Here is an 18,181-nt window from a genome sequence, read left to right on the forward strand (position 1 = left end):
GTTCCTGGTGAATAGGCTCGGTTCCTGAACCCGGCTTTTCGATTCCACTTAGCGGGAGCCAGCGCAAGCCCTCCGCGCTCCCGGGGAGACACAAAAGAATCCGGCTGCCCGGAGCATTCCGGGGCACCGCCACACTCCCGTCCTTAAGCCGCGGGCATACCTAAAAGCCCGAGGAAGAACCGGATCGAATTGGACATGTCCCCTTTTAACTATCCTGCTCTTTCAGCAATTCTTCCACCACATTCCTGGCGTATTCCTCACAGGAGCCGCAGGCTGTAGACACATTCGTGATTTCCTGTACCTCGTCAAAGGAGCCGGCCCCGTTCTCGATCGCTTCTTTCAGATCGCCGATGGTAACCCCATAGCAGGTACAAACTGTTTTATTCATATCCATAAGTATCGCCTCCTGCTTCCATTGTTCCCAGAAGTAGGAAAATGATACCGGCTATTCTCCGATTTTTGAAATCAACACACAGTTGGGCGTATCCACCTTTACTTCCTTCCCATTCATCACCAGCGTTCCCTGCTCGTAATCCACGGTAAAGAACGTAATGGAGTCCGATTCATGATTCAAGGAGATCAGATGCCGTCCGTCCGGGAAGATGGCGATGTCTTTGGGATAGTCCCCGCTGATCGGAAGGATGCAGATCTTCTCCAGCTCTCCGGTCTCATGATTCACCTTATACATCCCCACGCTGTCGTCTCCCGCATTGGAACAGATCAGATAGTTCCCGTCCGGCGAAAACCGCAGGGCGCAGGCCGCGCTGCCGCGCTCGTATTTTTTGTTCAACGTGGAGATCGTCTGTATCAGCTCAAATTTGGGGCTTTTGCCTGTTCCGTTGTATGTATAGACGTTGATATAATTCTTAAGTTCGCAGATCAAATAAGCGAACCGGCCATCCGGGCTGAACAGCAGCCTGGTAGGCGCGCTTTCCAGTTCACAGCGCAGAATGTCGATCAGCTTGATCCGTCCTGTGTTATGGTCCAGCTTATATATTTTCACCTGATCCACACCCAGATCCACCGCACACAGATATTTTTCATCCGGAGTCATGGCCACACAATTCACATGAGGCCTGAAGTTGCGCTCCGCCAGACCGCCAAGGCCCTGATGGAATATGCCGTCCGCAATGTCTCCCACGCTTCCGTCCTCGTTCAAATGCAGCACCGATACCCGGCCGTCGTGATACCCGGCCACAAACAGGAAACGGTCTTTTTGATCGGTGGCCAGGAAACAGCCCCGCATACCTCCGGTCGCCGCATTATTAATCGGTTCCAGATCCCCGTCCGGCAGAATTTTGAAAGCTTCCACGCCTTCATCCGCGATCGAGTACAGATACTTTCCATTATGAGATTTTATAACATAGGAAGAATTGTTGATCGGAATCACTTTACGCTCCGTCATTCTGCCGGCCTCCACATCCAGATCATACAGATGGATGCCGATACTGCTTCCGTGCGTGTAGGTACCCACATATGCCACATATTTATCTTTCTTCATATTTTATGTCCTCCTCTTATGGCTTGACTGCAAAATAATCTCTCAATCTTCTACATATTTTACCACAGAAATTTCGAAAAGAATAGGGAAATTTGAATCCCGGAAACTTCGTAGAAAAATGACGAAAATTTTGATTGACAGTAGTATAAAAACGTGTATAATGATAGCTGATGCCGCGTTTAGCATTTGTAAACTTTTTGTTTATTTTTACTGTTTTTCCAAAAGAAAAGGAGTATGGTCATGGAGATCGGAAATAAGATAAAAGAACTGCGGATCGGTAAGGGCTTAACCCAGGAAGAACTGGCGGACAGAGCGGAGTTATCGAAGGGCTTTATCTCCCAGATCGAGCGGGATCTGACCTCCCCTTCCATCGCCACACTGGTTGATATCCTCCAGTGCCTGGGCACGGATTTGAAGGATTTCTTTAATGATACCGCGGATGAGCAGGTGGTCTTTCATGATGCGGACTATTTTGAAAAGACAGATCCGGAACTTCTCAATAAGATCGAGTGGATCATACCGAACGCGCAGAAAAATATTATGGAGCCCATACGCCTGACTCTAAAGCCCGGCGGTTCCACTTATCCTGATAATCCCCATGAGGGGGAAGAATTCGGATACGTCCTTCAGGGCAGCATCACGATCCACATCGGAAATAAAAAATATAAAGCGAAAAAAGGGGAATCCTTTTATTATATTCCCAGTTCCAAGCATTACATCACCGCCAGCCCGAAAACCGGGGCCATTATTCTCTGGGTCAGCTCACCGCCCAGTTTCTAACACAGGAGGATCGATATGAGTCATAAGTTGATTGATTTGCAGGGTATTACGAAGACATTTGATAAAGAGATCGTGCTGGATGATCTGAACCTGTATATACGGGAAAATGAATTTCTGACCTTATTGGGACCCAGCGGCTGCGGAAAGACGACTACCCTCCGGATTCTGGGAGGCTTTGAAACTCCGGATAAGGGACGGGTGCTCTTTAACGGAACGGATATTACGAATCTGCCGCCGAACAAACGTCAGTTAAACACCGTATTTCAAAAATACGCGCTCTTCACCCACATGAGTATCGCGGAAAATATTGCGTTCGGATTGAAGATCAAGAAAAAAAGCAAAGATTACATCATGGATAAAATCAAGTATGCCCTGAAGCTTGTGAATCTGCAGGGCTTCGAGAACCGTTATCCGGATTCCTTAAGCGGCGGCCAGCAGCAGCGTGTCGCCATCGCCCGCGCCATCGTCAATGAGCCGAAGGTGCTGCTCTTAGACGAGCCGCTTGGGGCATTGGACTTAAAGCTTCGCCAGGATATGCAGTATGAGCTGATCCGTCTGAAGAACGAACTGGGTATTACCTTTATCTATGTCACCCACGATCAGGAGGAAGCCCTCACCATGTCCGACACCATCGTGGTCATGAATCAGGGCTACATCCAGCAGATCGGAACTCCGGAGGATATCTACAATGAGCCGCAGAACGCTTTTGTGGCGGACTTCATCGGAGACAGCAACATTATCGATTCCCTCATGATCGAGGACCGGCTGGTGGAAATACTGGGTACCCGTTTCGCCTGCGTGGACGAAGGCTTCGGCAATCACAAGCCGGTGGACGTGGTCATCCGCCCGGAGGATATCTGCCTGGTCAAGCCGGAAGAAGGCACGATACAGGGAGTCGTCTCCAATGTGATATTTAAAGGCGTACATTATGAAATGGAAGTGGAAGCCTGCGGCTATACCTGGCTGGTACATAGCACCGGGATGTATCCGGTGGGCACCAACGTAGGCATCAGCGTGGATCCCTTTAACATCCAGATCATGAATAAGCCGGAATCTGAGGATGAGGAGGCCGTAGTTACCGATGCGTAAAAAATTAATTGCAGGCCCTTACATGCTCTGGGCCATAGCCTTTATTCTAATCCCCCTGGCCATGGTATTTTATTATGGCCTGACGGATAAAAACGGCAGCTTCACTTTGTCCAACATCGCGTCGATCTCTTCACCCGAGGCGTTGAAATCGCTGGTGCTGGCGCTTGGCCTGTCCCTTCTTAGCACAGTGATCTGTCTGATTCTGGCCTATCCGCTGGCCATGATTTTAAACAACCTGAAGGTAAATCAGAACAGCTTTATCGTGCTGATTTTTATCCTTCCCATGTGGATGAATTTCCTGCTGCGCACCATGGCCTGGCAGACACTGCTGGAGAAAACCGGAGTAATCAACCAGCTGCTTGGGCTTCTCCATCTGCCCCCGTTAAATATTATCAACACGCCCACGGCTATCGTTCTGGGTATGGTATATAATTTCCTCCCCTTTATGGTATTGCCGATCTATAATGTGCTGGTGAAGATCGATCCCAACGTGGTTCACGCCGCAAGGGACCTGGGGGCCAACGGCTTCACCACCTTTGTGAAGATCATCTTCCCGCTGAGCCTTCCCGGAGTCATCAGCGGCATTACCATGGTATTCGTCCCCTCGCTCACCACCTTCGTCATCTCCGATCTGTTGGGCGGAGGCAAGATCCTGCTGATCGGAAATGTCATTGAACAGGAATTCAAGCAGGTCAACAACTGGCATGTGGGCAGCGGCCTGTCCATCGTTCTGATGATTTTCATTATCATCAGCATGTTCATCACAAATAAATATGACCGGGATGGAGAGGGGGCCGTACTATGAAAAAAACCGCTCAGCGGATTTATCTCGCTTTGATATTTGTATTTTTATATGCCCCCATCGTCACATTGATGGTACTGTCTTTTAACGGTTCCAAATTCAGGACCAAATGGGACGGCTTCTCCACCAAATGGTATGTGCAGCTGTTTCGGAATGAACAGATCATGTCCGCGCTGTACAATACGCTGGCCATCGGCCTTTTATCGGCTCTGTTCGCCACGGTTCTGGGCACTGCCGCCTGTATCGGGATTCACGCCATGAAGAAGAAAAGCCGGATGGTGTGGATGGGAATTACCAACATCCCCATGTTAAACGCCGAGATCGTAACCGGTATCTCCCTGATGCTTTTGTTCATCGCCTTTGGGGTTAACTTTGGTTTTATGACCATTTTGCTGGGACATATTACTTTTAATATCCCTTATGTCATATTAAGCGTCATGCCAAAGCTAAGGCAGACAGACAAAGCCACCTACGAGGCCGCCATGGATCTGGGCGCCTCTCCGGTAAAGGCGTTTTTTAAGGTGGTTTTCCCGGATATCCTGCCGGGCGTGCTCTCCGGTTTTCTGTTGTCCTTTACCATGTCGCTGGATGACTTTGTCATTACCCATTTTGTAAAGGGCGCCGGTGTGGATACCCTGTCCACAAAGATCTATGCCGAAGTCCGAAAAGGCATCAAGCCGGAAATGTATGCATTGTCGACAATTATGTTTGTTTCGGTACTGCTGCTGTTGCTCATCATCAACCGGCCGTCCCGCAAAAAGCCACAAAAATCTGCAGTTTAAGAGGAGGACTATCTATGAAAAAAGTATTAACCGCCATTCTTATCATGGCTCTGATTCCCGGCATCCTGGCCGGCTGCGGCAGCAAATCCGAAGGGTCCAACGGAAAAGTTGTCGTCTACAACTGGGGCGAATATATGGATCCCGATGTTTTAACTTTATTTGAAGAAGAAACCGGAATCAAAGTCGTTTACGATGAATTTGAAACCAATGAAATCATGTATCCGAAGGTGGACGCCGGAGCGGTCGCCTATGACCTTGTCTGTCCCTCAGACTATATGATTCAGAAGATGCTGGAAAATGACCTGCTGGCCGAACTGAACTTTGACAACATGCCAAACACGAAAAACATCGGCAGCATGTTCATGGAGAAATCCAAAGAATTTGACCCGGAAAATAAATACTCCGTTCCCTATATGTGGGGCACGGTGGGGATTCTCTATAATAAGACCATGGTGTCCGAACCGGTAGACAGCTGGGATATCCTGTGGGACGAAAAATATAAGGATAATATCCTGATGCAGAACAGTGTGCGGGATGCCTTCATGGTGGCGCTCTCCCGTCTGGGCTACTCCATCAACTCCACAGACGAGGCCGAGCTGCAGGAAGCCAAGCAGACGCTGATCGATCAGAAACCTCTGGTCCAGGCCTATGTCATCGACCAGGTGCGCGATAAGATGATCGGCGGCGAGGCAGCCCTGGGCGTGATCTATTCCGGCGAGGCGCTGGTATGCCAGCAGCAGAATCCGGATCTGGATTACGTGGTTCCCAAGGAAGGTTCCAACATCTGGATCGATTCCTGGGTCATCCCGAAGAACGCGGAAAATAAAGAGAACGCCGAAAAGTTCCTGGATTTCCTCTGCCGTCCTGATATCGCAGCCAAAAACTTTGAATACATCACTTACTATTCTCCCGTGGAGGGCGTGAAGGAGTATGTGGAGGACGAATATCTGTTAAACAGCCCCCTTGCTTTCCCCGACCCGGAACAGTATACCAACTGTACCACCTTCCACTATCTGGGCGAAGAAGCGGATGAGTATTATAACGAGATCTGGCGTGAGGTGCAGGCTGCCGGGACTTCTGAGTAATGGTTATAAGTGGCTCATAAGATCTGTAAAATTACAATTTTGCAGATCTTTGGGCCATATTTTTGTTGTTGCTGTTTTTCATACGTTAGGGTATGATTAAATTATACTCCGGATATATCTCTAAAGAAAAGGAAGCGCAGGAGGTGGTCTTTCGATGAATCAGGCTGTATACGATGAATTGGTTGCCGGTATATTAGAGATCTTGACAAGTTCAGTAAATAAAATTATATTATATGGTTCTGTTGCCAGAGGGACAAATACGGATGATTCCGATGTTGATATTGCGCTTTTGATGAAAGGGAAATTAGATGCGATAACAGAGGACAAATTATCCGATTTTATCGTTGAAATGAATTTAAAATATGACAGAGTGTTTTCTGTAATTGATATTGATATCGAACTGTATCAAAAATGGATGCATGTATTGCCCTTTTATGCAAATGTTGAAAGGGAGGGGATCGTTCTATGGAAGGCAGCTTAAAAGAACTTTCTCAATATAGATTTCAGAGAGCCCAGGAGGATCTGGAAACAGCTGCTATTTTATTAGGTGTCATAGCCTATTTCAACCGTACCTATGTAAAAGGTGGTATCTTTAATAAATCGTTATCCAAAATTCTGGACACCTCATTTCGTCTAAGGGAAAAGGTGGACTACCAGGACTTTTTTATTGTGTCCGAATTAATGGCAGCTGAACAGTTAAAAAAGGCAAGTATTGTCCTAAATGAGTTCGCTCCCTATTTAGCGGATAGATGGGAGAAAATGTAATCTATGTGATAAAACCGCAGCTCATAAAACATCCCCCCAAATGTCGTTATATACTGCGCCATTTGGGGGGATCTATTCATTTCTAAAAGAAAGACCTCACGACGTGAAAAAGAATGTCGCTTACGTCAGATCTGTCCGTAATAAGCGTTTGCTCCATGTTTTCTCATGAAATGTTTCTCTTTGATCACATCGGGAGCGGGTTTTACGTCCGGTCTGATCATCTCGGTACGGCAGGCCATCTTCGCCACTTCCTCCAGCACCACTGCGTTATGTACCGCCTCGTCCGCGTCTTTGCCCCAGGTAAAGGTACCGTGGTTGGTGCAGAGCACCGCCTGTACATAATCCGGGTTCAGATCTTTGAAGGTTTCCACGATCACCAGGCCGGTGTTTTTCTCATAGGCTTCGCTGATCTCCTCTGCCGTCAGGCTTCTGGCGCAGGGAACCGGGCCGTAAAAATAATCCGCATGGGTGGTTCCGTAGCAGGGAATGCTGCGTCCGGCCTGTGCCCAGGAAGTAGCCCAGGGAGAATGGGTGTGAACCACGCCGCCTACTTTGAAAGCCTTGTACAGCTCGATGTGGGTCGGTGTATCAGAAGAGGGTTTGTATTTTCCCTCGATTTTATTGCCCTCAAGGTCCATAACCACCATATCTTCCGGTTTCAGCACGTCGTAGTCAATGCCGCTGGGTTTGATGACGAAATAACCGGTCTCATTGTCAAATCCGCTGACATTTCCCCATGTATAGGTAACCAGCCCTCTTTTCGGCAGTTCCATATTTTGTTCAAATACCTGTTGTTTTAAAGCTTCTAACATCTCTCTTATCTCTCCTTTTCTATAATTGCACTCATCATATCATGAGCGAACTTCAGATCTTCTCTCCAGGCATCGCTGCCCGTGTACCAGAACTCGGTCACAAACTTGCGGATACCCAGCTTCCAAGCCTCGTGCACCATGCTCTCAAAATCCACATGGCCCGTTCCAAAGGGAATCTCCCGAAACTTGCCCGGAACCGTCTCTTTTAAATGCATGGCTACCAGATGGCCTTCTCCGGTTCTCAAATCCTCCAGCACATCGGTATGGTACATAACCGCGGCGTTGGTAATATTTCCGGCGTCCGGATAAACGTTCAGATAGGTGTTGTTGACCAGTTTCACATATTTCATGGCCTTCTCCACCGTATTCATAAACTCGGTCTCCATGGTCTCAAAGCCCAGGGTAACGCCGGCGCGCGCCGCCATCATGGTTGCTGTTGCCAGGTTTTTCCCAAAACGCTCCACGGATTCCGGAGTGGATTCCTCATAATATACATCGTAACCGGCCAGCTGGATGATCCGGATGCCCAGATCCTCCGCCAGCTCTATCGCCTTCTCCATGATCTCCATCCCGCGGCGGCAGGTAGCCTCATCGTTGCTGCCAATGGGGTATTTGCGGTGGCCGCTTAAGCACATGGTTCGGATCGGGACGCCGACTTCGTACATAATCTTTACCAGCTCCAGCCGCTCTTCTTTCGTCCAGTTCAGCCGGTCCAGTTTTTCGTCGGTCTCGTCAATGCTGATTTCCACAAAATCAAATCCCGCTTCCCGGGCCTCCAGAAGTTTTTCTTTCCAGGTCAGGGTATTGGGCATGGATTTTTCATAAAGTCCTAAGGTATACGCTTTCAATACTGTTCCTCCATATTATTCGTTTTCGAAGCATTTCCATGCTCCGCTTAAGCTTTCGATGACTTTCCGGTAATTCGCGTACTTCTCCTCATAGATTGCCTTGTACTCAGGGCGGGGCTGCACGGTCTTCGTAATATTCACCGTGCGGGCGATGGCGTCCGGGTAATCCTTATAGATTCCGGCCGCGATACCGGCTGCCATGGCGCATCCCTGCGCGCCCAGCTCTTTATCTTCGATCACATCTACCGGGATCTGAAGGGCGTCCGCAAAGATCTGTACCCACACGTCGGAATTGGCGGCGCCGCCGGCCAGCCGGATAGACTTGGGCACTTCGCGGTTGCGCAGCAGTTTCTTTACATGGGTCAGATGGGAGAATACGATTCCCTCATAGACCGCCCGCAGCATATGCTTCTTGGAGTGATAAGCGCTAAGCCCGATGAAGGTTCCCTTGGCGGTCGGATCTTCATTGGAACCGTTCAGGAACGGTAGGAAGATCACGTTATTATCCTGGGGCTCGATAGAGGCCACCCATTCGTTCGTAATATCATAGACGGACCCGCCTTGTTCCTTGGCCTCCGCCTTCTCATAGGACATCAGGTTGCGGATAAACCACTCCATGTTGCCGGCCGACGTAGGGCTGCTCTCCTCCACCAGGAAATATCCCGGGATACAGAACATGGAATTCAAAGACACCGTCCCGTTCGTGACCGGCTCTTTGGCGATAAACTCATTGATGCTCCAGGTGCCGGCGATCATGCACATCTGATCCTCGTCGGAAAGTGCGGAAGCGATACCGCAGGCATTCACATCGAACATACCGGCCGCAACGGGGATTCCCTCCGGAAGCAGGGTCTTTTCACTGACTTCCTTCGTAACCGTGCCGCAGACATCCGACGCGTAGCGAAGAGGGGGCAACTTATCATAGATCTCTTCCAGGCCGAAGTATCCCAACAGTTCCTTATCATAAGCAAGGGTATGCAGATTCACTAGGTTCGCCCCGGAGAAATCCGTATACTCCGCATAAGCCTCTCCGGTCAGCATAAAACGGATATAATCCTTCACTGCGAATATGTATTTGGTCTTCTGAAGCACTTCCGGGTGATGATCCTTAAACCAGGCCAGCAGGCTGACAGGCTGACAGGCCAGGATGTCCTGAATAGACTTTTCAAATACCTTCTCCTTGGTTCCGTCCTGGGACCACTTCTCAATATACTTCCAGGCTCTGGAATCCGTAGAGACGATGCCGTTATAGGACGGTTTTCCATTTTCATCTACCATATAAAGGCCTTTGCCATGTCCGGTCAGGGATACGCCCGCGATCTCCTTCGGGTCCAGTCCGCTTTTCTCAATCGCATTGCGAATCGCCTGAGCGTTTACTTCCCAGAGCTCTTCCATATCTCTTTCCGTATATCCGGGCTTCGGCGTGATCGTGACCGTGGGAACGCTGGCCACAGAAATCTGCTTTCCATCTTCGTCAAATATGGCGGCTTTGGAGAAGGTTCCTCCGTTGTCAATCCCCATCAAATATCTCATGCTTCACAACTCCTTTTATTTTTAATCAGCGATTGGAAAACGTTTGTCCAACCGCCTACTATTATACCATTCCTTAAGAAATGTTCCAATACCAAATAACAATTTTTCCGCCGGATCACAATTCTGATCATTTTCTCAGCTTATGATCTGCAAAATTGCGCTTTTATCATGCTGCCTTAAGGATTTCTCGGCAGCACAATCGTCACCGTTGTACCAACGCCAGGGGTACTTTCCACTTGAAGGCTTCCACCGCACATGTCCGCTATCCTGCGTCTGACATTTTGGATGCCCACGTGGATTCGTCCGTCCTTTTTTTCTTCTTCGGGATCAAAACCGATTCCGTCGTCTTTGATTTGGATCGTCCAATGGTTCTCGTCCTCGCGGGTAGACAAGGTGATGGTACCGCCCTCCTCCCGTTTTGTGATCCCGTGGCGGATCGCGTTTTCGACCAGGGGCTGTATGGTCAGAACCGGCAATAAGAATCCGGTGGCTTTGAGACCATAGATAACTGTTATATTTTCAAACCGCATCTGCTCAAGCGACAGGTAATGCTTCAGGTGGTCTAACTCCTGATCGAAGGTGACCGGGGCCTTCTGGGTGAGGGATACCATATTGCCTCTTAAGTACTGGGAAAAGTCATCCACGGCCACGGATGCTTTTTCCGGCTGATAGTCACACAGATACCGGATCGTCGTCAGGGCGTTGAATAAAAAGTGCGGCTGGATCTGGCTTAGCATGCTGGATATCCGGGTCTGGGTCATTTCATTTTCCAGTTTTAATATTTGTTTCTCGCTTTCACTTTTTTGCCTTACCCATAACAGGGTGTTAATTCCTTCTAAGATGGTGAAGATCACGAGACCGATGCCCCAGCAGACCGCTTCTACCGTGAACTGTACATAACCATTCACCAGTTCCAGAATACCGCCTGCCGCCAACGGAAGCATTGCCCGTAGCAGGCACCTGATTTCCTGCTTTTTCAGCCAATAGCACTCGTAGAACAGGCAGATGAGGCTGCATACGGCTGCTCCCAGATCGATCACCATGGAGAAGTTGATCGAATCATAGATATCCACGATTCCCGCCTGATACATAACAATATCTTTGATCAGCTCCGCCAACAGACTGCAAAGGCAGATGAGCATGGCCTTTTTCCGCCATCCGGAAACATTGCTGAAGATAAATAAAATCACGAATATGGCGATCCCCTGGATAGATACTACATATAGGACGCCCAAAGAAACCGGCCAGGGAAAGGCAAAGGCCAACGCCGGTGAGAGCGTCCAGAACCACAGAACCGAGGAAAGTGTGACCAGCCCAAGCCATAGAAACTTTACAGCCCCCTGAATTCGAAGCACTGTACATAACAGCGCGCCAATGAGCAGAAACAGGGTGAGACCGGAAAACACCAGGCCGATTACCAGAATTCCCGCGTCCTGCCGGAGGGCATCCTTCAGCAGCGCCAGTTCTTCCCCCGCCTTCATATTCCAAAGCAGCTCATCAAACTGGGATTTATAACCGTTCCAGTAGAAGTTTCCAAAATTCAGTTCTACCGTATCCTCGGTGGTGATCCCTGGCGATTCGACCGCCACCCAAAAATATCCCCTGGCCTTAAACGGGTTACCGTTCTCTGCATCCCGGCTGATATTTAACAGTTCCTGCCCGTTCACCCGAAGTGCGGCATGGACCAGTTCAATCTTTAAAAACAGTTTTTCGCCCTTCGGTACATCCCTGTTGAAATGTCCCCGCACCGTGATGTCCCGGTAAGAAAGAATATCGAATTCCGTCTCCCGGGTGAGCGGTTTCCAGGGTCCCCCCTCTTCACTGTACATTCCATCGATTTGGACCGGGTATAGATCTCCGAATTCCACCCGGTTTTTGTCATCATATTCCATCGTCTGCCTGAACATTTTAAAGGACAGCAGTACGGTGATTACAATTAATATTCCCAATATTATCGGGATAACCTTAATTTTCCCCTTCATGGCCCCTCATTTCTTTTACCGGCTTATGATCAGATGAACCAGCTCTGTCATACGCTTTCCCGGCTGCAATAACTGATACGGATTTTCTCTTATTTATACCATAATATCTGATAATTCTACAAATTACAATCCGCACCCGCCACCGGACTTAACAAACGTATCGGATAGCATCGGGTGAACGCTTACGGTAAACGGGTTTTATAGGATTTTGAAAAATATAATGTTTTTTGGATTTTACAAATGTGATATAATTAGAGACTGATAAAGATAGCATTGGCAGAAAAGTTTATTGATTTTGGGATATTGAAACAAAAGAGTTTCGACGATTGCCAACATATTGCGGCTGCTATCCTTTCTTAGGTTTTGGGGCAAGCGGCTGAAATAAGCCGCTTGTTTATCTAAAAGTACTACTGGAGGTAAGAAAATGGTAACCATAGACGAATCAAAATGTATCGGCTGCGGAAAATGTGCGAAGGACTGTATCGCGCAGATGATCGAAATGAATCATAAGAGAGCGCGCGTGTCAGGGGAATGTATCTTATGCGGACACTGCGTCGCCATCTGTCCGGCCGATGCGGTCCGCATTCCCGAATATGACATGGATGAAGTGGAACCTTATAATAAGGAAACCTTCCATCTCGATCCTCAGACTCTGCTGCATACAATCAAATTCCGCCGCAGTATCCGCGATTACATACAAACGCCGGTAGAACAGGAAAAGTTGGAACAGATTCTGCAGGCGGGGCGGTACACGGCCACAGCCAAAAATAATCAGGACTGTCATTTCCTTTTTATACAAAAGAACCTGAACCAGCTAAAAGCCATGGTCTGGGACTACATAGATCAGGCCGCGCCTGCTAAGTTCCGTGACATTCCGCGGGATATGCTGCCCTATGCCGTCTTTAACCGGCGCCGAAAAACCGACCCGGCAGATGATTACCTGTTCCGCAACGCTCCCGTCGTCGTTTTCATCACTTCCGATTGGAAATTGGACGCCGGGCTGGCTGCGCAAAATATGGAATTGATGGCGGTGTCCCTGGGCCTGGGGATGCTCTACAACGGATATCTGGCCCGAATCGCCGACGAGAACCAGGCGCTAAAGGCCTGGCTTGGGATCGAAGGCAAGGAGATCAAGGCTTGTATGCTGCTTGGCTACCCCAATGTCACCTATGCGCGCACCGCGCCCAGAAAACCGGCCAACGTGATCTGGAAATAAGGGAAGCCGGGACTGGCACACGAACTTTGCGCTCTTCCTGGGGCTTCGTATGCACGCTGCTTAGGGCTTGGAACCCCAGGCGGTATGGTATACGGGGACGCTCCGGGCGGCCGGGTTCTTTTGTATCTCCCTGGGAGCGCGGAGGGCTAGCGCTGGAATCCGCTAAGTCAAATCGAAAAGCCGGATTCAGGAACCGAGCCTATTCACCAGGAACACCTGATGTGTTCCCGGTTCAGAGGCTCTTGCCCGTCGGACGTGAAGTCCGCCGTGCATCCTGAATCCGGCTTTCCGATTTCACTAAGCGTATTCTCAGCCGCCCTATGCGCTCCCAGGGAGATACAAAAGACCCCGGCCGCCCGGAGCGTCCCCGTATACCATACCGCCCGCGGTTCCAAGCCCTAAGCAGCGTGCATACGAAGCCCCAGGAAGAGCGCAAAGTTCGTGCGACAGTCCATGCTTCCATACGAAAACCTTACGGTTCCGGAATCTCCGGAATCCTTATACTGTCACCAAATTGAATTATTATTACAGATCATAGTCCTCTTTTACGAAAGCGATATCCATCGTTCCCATGGCATCCTTTAATTGTTCCACATTCTGGGGGCCATACAGCGGCAGGCACGCGAAATCCTGCTGATAGAAGTAACCCAGCACCACCTGTGATACGCTGGCCTCATATTTTTCCATAAGGGCTTTCACTTTCTTCGCCACTGCCAGATTCCCCGGTGTATAGTAAGGGCTGTTCTTTACCGCATCTTCACCCTTAGCTACATATAAGTGGAAGAATCCGCTGCATACGCCCATATAAGGCATAGCCAGATTTTCCGGGGTTTTCCTGTGGTACTCATACATAGCGTCATCGATGGCGCACATGGTATCATCATCCAGAGGATTCATGTATTTGGAACCGATATTTAGAAGCGCCTGGTTCGCCACAAAACCACGGTATCCCTTTGCCTTACAGTAAGCATCCGCTTCCGCCATTCTGGCCGCCGACCAGTTGGAGCATCCGTAATAACGGATCTTTCCTTCCTTCACAAATCCCTGCATAACTTCGATCAGATCTTCCACCGGCTGCGCCGTGTCGTCCCGGTGGTAGAAGTACAAGTCAATATAGTCGGTTCGTAACTGCTTTAAGGATTCGTTCAGATCCTTCTCCATATCGGACTTCTTCATCCGGCTGTTATGCAGGTCGGGCGTCTCCACCGTCATGTCCGGATGCCCCCCTTTGGTGATCAGCACGATGTCATGTCTCTTTTTGCTTCTCTCAAGCCAGTCTCCCACAACCCGCTCGCTTCTGGCGATCTCCGGCTTCACCCAGTCGGAATATACGTGCGCGGAATCGATCAGGTTCCCGCCCAGCTCCATATACGTGTTGAAAATAAGATCTGCGTCCGCGCCGTCCCAGTCAAGGCCGGCTCCTACCGTACCCAGGCCGATGGGGCACAGGGACAAATCTGTTTGAGGTATTACTATTTTATTTTGCATTTTATCCTCCATCCGCGCGTTTTCCCGCGCATATTTATCATATTTATGTGGATGAACCTCTTTTGGTCCAACCTCATTATTTTTCTCTCTATCTATCGTCCATCCGGGACCGCGGCATATTATTTCGTGATATCCAGCCACTCTGTTCCGGGAACGCCTTCCATTTCGCAGAACATATCCCATACGAGTCCTGCCGGCATGGTTTTCATTTCCTCGCTCAGAGCCAGTCTTCTGGTCAGATTGCCTTCCTGTTCCACCCGGATCAGCTCTTCGGACGGCTCTAACAGGGCGTACAGCAGCGCTTTTCTGGCGTTTCGCGCGCCAATGACCGTAGCGGCCACGCGATTGATACTGGCATCGAAGAAATCCAGGCCAATATGTACTTTATCCAGAGCCTGATACCGGACGATCTCCTGCATGATCGCTTTTGTCTCGTCATCCAGCATCACTACGTGATCGCTATCCCATCTCACCGGCCGGCTCACATGAAGCATCAGTTCCTGGCCAAACACCAAATAGGAAGAAATCTTCGCCGATACGGTTTCCGTGGGATGGAAATGCCCCGCGTCCATACAGAGGATACAATTCTTCTGCGTCATCACATAGTTCGTGTAAAATTCATGGGAGCCGGGAACATAGGCCTCGCTGCCCAGCCCGAACAGCTTACTTTCCACACTGTCGATATTGTATTTCCAGTCAATAGGCTCCGCAAAAATCTGATCCAGGGAATCCTTCAGCCGCATTCTGGGCGCTACCTTGTCGATGGTATGGTCTTTGTAGCCGTCGCCGATCCAGTGGTTCGTGATACAGGGCTGCCCCAGTTCTTTACCGAAATACTCTCCGATCTTCCTGCACCGTTTCCCGTGCTCGATCCAGAAATTTCTCACCCCTTCGTCACTGCTGGCCAGGGTAAATCCGGAATCTGACATCGGATGGGAAAAATAAGTCGGGTTAAAATCGAGGCCAATCCCCCTCTTTTTCGCATAATCCACCCAGCCTGCAAAATGCTCCGGCAGAATTTCATTCCGGTCCACTTTCTTACCCTGGGTATCCAGATATACCGCGTGCAACGCCAATTTCGTATTTCCGGGAATCATATCCAGAGCCTGATCCAGCTGCTCGATAAACTCTTCTTTGCTCTCAGGCTTTCCGGGAGCGTTTCCGATCGCAGCGATTCCCCCGCTCAATACCGCGTTGGGATTCTCAAACCCGGTCAGATCGTCGATCTGCCAGCAATGTACACTGATGGGCACCTCGCTCAAGGTTTTTAACACCTGATCCGTATCCACACCCATTTGCGCATACAGCTCTTTTGCCATCTGATAATTTTCTTCCACTCGTTTCATTTACCTTTTCTCCTTTCTATTCTTACCTTTCTTCGAGGACGTCCCGGTATAACCGCAGCGTATCCCAGCACAGACCATCGCATCCTCCCTCTATTACAGGGTTTTTAAACCCGGCAAATCACCAGTCCAGATATTGAAGGCTGTTCTTTAACCCGCGTTTTGTAGATTCCCGTTCCACAATTTCGGTATCCAGCGTTATAATTTTTCGTTTCGCGGACGGCTCTCCCTCCCGGATCAGCTCCAGCATATGTTTCATAGCCGCCGCCCCCATCTCAAAGCGGGGCACATGGATCGAAGTAAGCGACGGTTTCACGATAGAGGCGGCAAAAATATCATCATTTCCCATCACCGCCACCTGCTCCGGCACCTGGATTCCCAGCTCTCCAAGCGCCTGCAGGACACCGACCGCCATCTGGTCGTTGGCGCAGAACACCGCGTCAAAGGGCTGCCCGCTCCGAACCAGATCCTTGGTCAGCGTGTAACCGCAATAGCTGGTATAATCTCCTTCCAGCACCTGATCCTCCGTGTAAATGAGGCCGTTTTTCTCCAAAGCTTCCCGGTATCCGGCGATCCTCTGCTGCCCCATATAATGCTCGAAGGGAAGGGAAATATGAATAATGTTCTTCCTCCCCACCTCACGAATCAGATAATCCACCGCCCGGAATGCCGATTTCTTGTGATCCACGACCACCGCATCCACACCGGGATTCCCACAGGGATACTCAAGCGTCACCACCGGTATCCAGCTATCCTTTTTCTCCAGGCTGCTCAGGGATTCGATATATTTCCTGGTCTTCATGTCATTGCCATAGGCGCTGGAAGCCAGAATAATCCCATCCACCCACTGCGATGCGCAGGACCGGACCAGCTTGATCTCCCGCTCGATGCTGTCGTGCGTCTCCGATATAAAAACCGAATATTTCTCCTGATCCGCTTCTTTATTAATCCCCTCCAGCACCCCGGAAAAAAATGTCCGTGATACGGAAGTCAAAATCACCGCAATATTATTCGTCTGTGAGCTCTTAAGCCCCCGCGCGATACTGTTGGTAGAGTAATTAAGGTCATCAATAGCCTTCTCCACCTTCACCCGCAGCGGCGAGCTGACGCTTTTAGAATCATTGATTACCCGGGATACCGTCGAGATACTGACGCCTGCCTGTCGGGCCACATCCTTAATATTTGCCATATCCGCTCCCTATAATTTCTCGCTGTCTCTTAAAAATCGGAAAACTCGGAAAACGTTTTCCTGTTTTTCTAATTTTATCATCGGTTTTTTAGAATGTCAATATGTTTTTTAGGGGAGTATATTGCAACTATTTTGCATTTCAAATCTGAATATCATAATTTTTTATACACATTCCCTAATATTTCCTCCTTTTTTTCCTGTTCACCCTATAAATTATCCCCCAAACATTCTTGACAACGTTTTCCTGCATCGTTATACTATGATTAACAAAAAAAGCCGGACTATCCAAAATAGCCCCGCAATCATAGGAGGTATTAAAACATGAAATGGTACATACCTGACTGCTTCTGGCATTCCAAAAGCAACGGCGTCTTCGTAAGTCACGAAGCCATCTGCATCCTGAACACCAACGACACCCCGGTAAAAGTTAACATCACCCTCTACTTTGAGGATCGAGACAAACTCCCGGGTTACAGTGTAGAAGTCGGAGCAGAGCGGACCCTGCATATCCGCATGGATCAGCTAAAAAACACCGACGGCACCCCGGTCCCTCAGGACACCCCATATGCGGCCGTAGTAGAATGCGAAAAAAACATCACGATCCAATACACCCGGGTCGACACATCACAGCCGGAGATGGCCATCGCGACCGCAATAATCTAAATCCGAATTTTTAACACATTTCTCCAAACGAAGCAGCTCCCCCCACACAAGGCCAGGAACGGTACTTCCCGGGGTTGGGTATGCCCGTTTCGGTACGCCCGTTTCTCAGCGGCCAACGGCCATGGCGGTATCCGGGCCGGGGAATGATCCCGGTTCCGGGGCGCTTTGGTGTCTCGCCGGGAGCGCATAGGGCGGCTGCGGCTACGCTTAGTGAAATCGGAAAGCCGGGTTCAGGATGCACGGCGGACTTCACGTCCGACGGGCAAGAGCCTCTGAACCGGGAACACATCATGTGTTCCTGGT

At 49.5% G+C, this 18,181-nt stretch carries 17 protein-coding genes and 1 pseudogene; 9 read left to right on the top strand and 9 right to left on the bottom strand.

Going from position 1 to position 18,181, the window contains the following annotated elements:
• Positions 1 to 205: 205 nt before the first annotated feature.
• Entirely contained in the window at positions 206 to 394 is a 189-nt protein-coding gene (locus tag KTH89_RS23885; RefSeq protein ID WP_158348721.1) for a (2Fe-2S)-binding protein, read from the bottom strand.
• 51 nt (positions 395 to 445) lie between these two features.
• A complete protein-coding gene (locus KTH89_RS23890) occupies positions 446 to 1,501 on the bottom strand; it encodes a lactonase family protein (protein WP_158348722.1) in 1,056 nt (351 codons plus the stop codon).
• Between the two features lie 240 nt (positions 1,502 to 1,741).
• Here KTH89_RS23890 and KTH89_RS23895 point away from each other — a divergent pair, with 240 nt between their 5' ends.
• The 6 genes and pseudogenes from KTH89_RS23895 to KTH89_RS23920 all read left to right on the top strand — a co-directional run bounded on the left by KTH89_RS23895 (position 1,742) and on the right by KTH89_RS23920 (position 6,804).
• Complete coding sequence (locus KTH89_RS23895; protein WP_238723378.1) at positions 1,742 to 2,281, top strand: helix-turn-helix domain-containing protein; 540 nt, start codon at positions 1,742 to 1,744, stop codon at positions 2,279 to 2,281.
• A gap of 15 nt (positions 2,282 to 2,296) precedes the next feature.
• Complete coding sequence (locus tag KTH89_RS23900; protein ID WP_158348724.1) at positions 2,297 to 3,370, top strand: ABC transporter ATP-binding protein; 1,074 nt, start codon at positions 2,297 to 2,299, stop codon at positions 3,368 to 3,370.
• Positions 3,363 to 4,175 (top strand): ABC transporter permease, encoded by an 813-nt coding sequence (locus tag KTH89_RS23905; RefSeq protein WP_238723379.1) that lies wholly within the window; start codon positions 3,363 to 3,365, stop codon positions 4,173 to 4,175. Before KTH89_RS23900 ends, KTH89_RS23905 begins: the two co-directional genes overlap by 8 nt.
• Positions 4,172 to 6,039, top strand: a pseudogene (locus tag KTH89_RS25165) (extracellular solute-binding protein). Before KTH89_RS23905 ends, KTH89_RS25165 begins: the two are co-directional and overlap by 4 nt.
• Before the next feature lie 154 nt (positions 6,040 to 6,193).
• Complete coding sequence (locus tag KTH89_RS23915; protein ID WP_238723380.1) at positions 6,194 to 6,520, top strand: nucleotidyltransferase domain-containing protein; 327 nt, start codon at positions 6,194 to 6,196, stop codon at positions 6,518 to 6,520.
• Positions 6,505 to 6,804, top strand: a complete 300-nt coding sequence (locus KTH89_RS23920) for a hypothetical protein (protein ID WP_238723381.1) — start codon at positions 6,505 to 6,507, stop codon at positions 6,802 to 6,804. The genes KTH89_RS23915 and KTH89_RS23920 overlap by 16 nt, the downstream gene beginning before the upstream one ends.
• A gap of 125 nt (positions 6,805 to 6,929) precedes the next feature.
• Here the strand turns inward: KTH89_RS23920 and KTH89_RS23925 are convergent, their stop codons facing one another.
• The 4 genes from KTH89_RS23925 to KTH89_RS23940 all read right to left on the bottom strand — a co-directional run bounded on the left by KTH89_RS23925 (position 6,930) and on the right by KTH89_RS23940 (position 11,979).
• Positions 6,930 to 7,616 carry an L-ribulose-5-phosphate 4-epimerase gene (locus tag KTH89_RS23925; protein ID WP_238723382.1) on the bottom strand — a complete coding sequence of 229 codons (687 nt, stop codon included), beginning with the start codon at positions 7,614 to 7,616 and terminating at the stop codon, positions 6,930 to 6,932.
• 5 nt (positions 7,617 to 7,621) lie between these two features.
• Complete coding sequence (locus KTH89_RS23930) at positions 7,622 to 8,464, bottom strand: L-ribulose-5-phosphate 3-epimerase (protein WP_238723383.1); 843 nt, start codon at positions 8,462 to 8,464, stop codon at positions 7,622 to 7,624.
• Between the two features lie 15 nt (positions 8,465 to 8,479).
• The gene (locus tag KTH89_RS23935) at positions 8,480 to 9,997 is read right to left on the bottom strand and encodes an FGGY-family carbohydrate kinase (RefSeq protein WP_158348732.1); all 1,518 of its coding nucleotides are present in this window, start codon (positions 9,995 to 9,997) and stop codon (positions 8,480 to 8,482) included.
• Between the two features lie 176 nt (positions 9,998 to 10,173).
• Positions 10,174 to 11,979 carry a sensor histidine kinase gene (locus KTH89_RS23940; RefSeq protein ID WP_238723384.1) on the bottom strand — a complete coding sequence of 602 codons (1,806 nt, stop codon included), beginning with the start codon at positions 11,977 to 11,979 and terminating at the stop codon, positions 10,174 to 10,176.
• A gap of 424 nt (positions 11,980 to 12,403) precedes the next feature.
• On the opposite strand from KTH89_RS23940, the gene KTH89_RS23945 reads away from it, so the two are divergent.
• Entirely contained in the window at positions 12,404 to 13,195 is a 792-nt protein-coding gene (locus KTH89_RS23945) for a nitroreductase family protein (RefSeq protein WP_238723385.1), read from the top strand.
• 525 nt (positions 13,196 to 13,720) lie between these two features.
• Here the strand turns inward: KTH89_RS23945 and KTH89_RS23950 are convergent.
• From KTH89_RS23950 to KTH89_RS23960, 3 genes are all read right to left on the bottom strand, one after another.
• A complete protein-coding gene (locus tag KTH89_RS23950; RefSeq protein WP_238723386.1) occupies positions 13,721 to 14,683 on the bottom strand; it encodes an aldo/keto reductase in 963 nt (320 codons plus the stop codon).
• Positions 14,684 to 14,802: 119 nt separating this feature from the next.
• Positions 14,803 to 16,029, bottom strand: coding sequence for an L-rhamnose isomerase (locus tag KTH89_RS23955; protein ID WP_158348728.1), 1,227 nt, complete (start codon positions 16,027 to 16,029; stop codon positions 14,803 to 14,805).
• A 118-nt stretch (positions 16,030 to 16,147) separates the two neighbouring features.
• Complete coding sequence (locus tag KTH89_RS23960) at positions 16,148 to 17,215, bottom strand: LacI family DNA-binding transcriptional regulator (protein ID WP_238723387.1); 1,068 nt, start codon at positions 17,213 to 17,215, stop codon at positions 16,148 to 16,150.
• 321 nt (positions 17,216 to 17,536) lie between these two features.
• Here KTH89_RS23960 and KTH89_RS23965 point away from each other — a divergent pair, with 321 nt between their 5' ends.
• Together KTH89_RS23965 and KTH89_RS23970 are read left to right on the top strand one after the other, a co-directional pair.
• Complete coding sequence (locus KTH89_RS23965; protein ID WP_158348726.1) at positions 17,537 to 17,878, top strand: sensory rhodopsin transducer; 342 nt, start codon at positions 17,537 to 17,539, stop codon at positions 17,876 to 17,878.
• An 80-nt stretch (positions 17,879 to 17,958) separates the two neighbouring features.
• The coding region (locus tag KTH89_RS23970; RefSeq protein ID WP_238723388.1) for a hypothetical protein at positions 17,959 to 18,181 on the top strand (223 nt) is incomplete at its 3' end.

This window comes from Diplocloster agilis (assembly GCF_019042275.1).
Taxonomy (GTDB): domain Bacteria; phylum Bacillota; class Clostridia; order Lachnospirales; family Lachnospiraceae; genus Diplocloster; species Diplocloster agilis.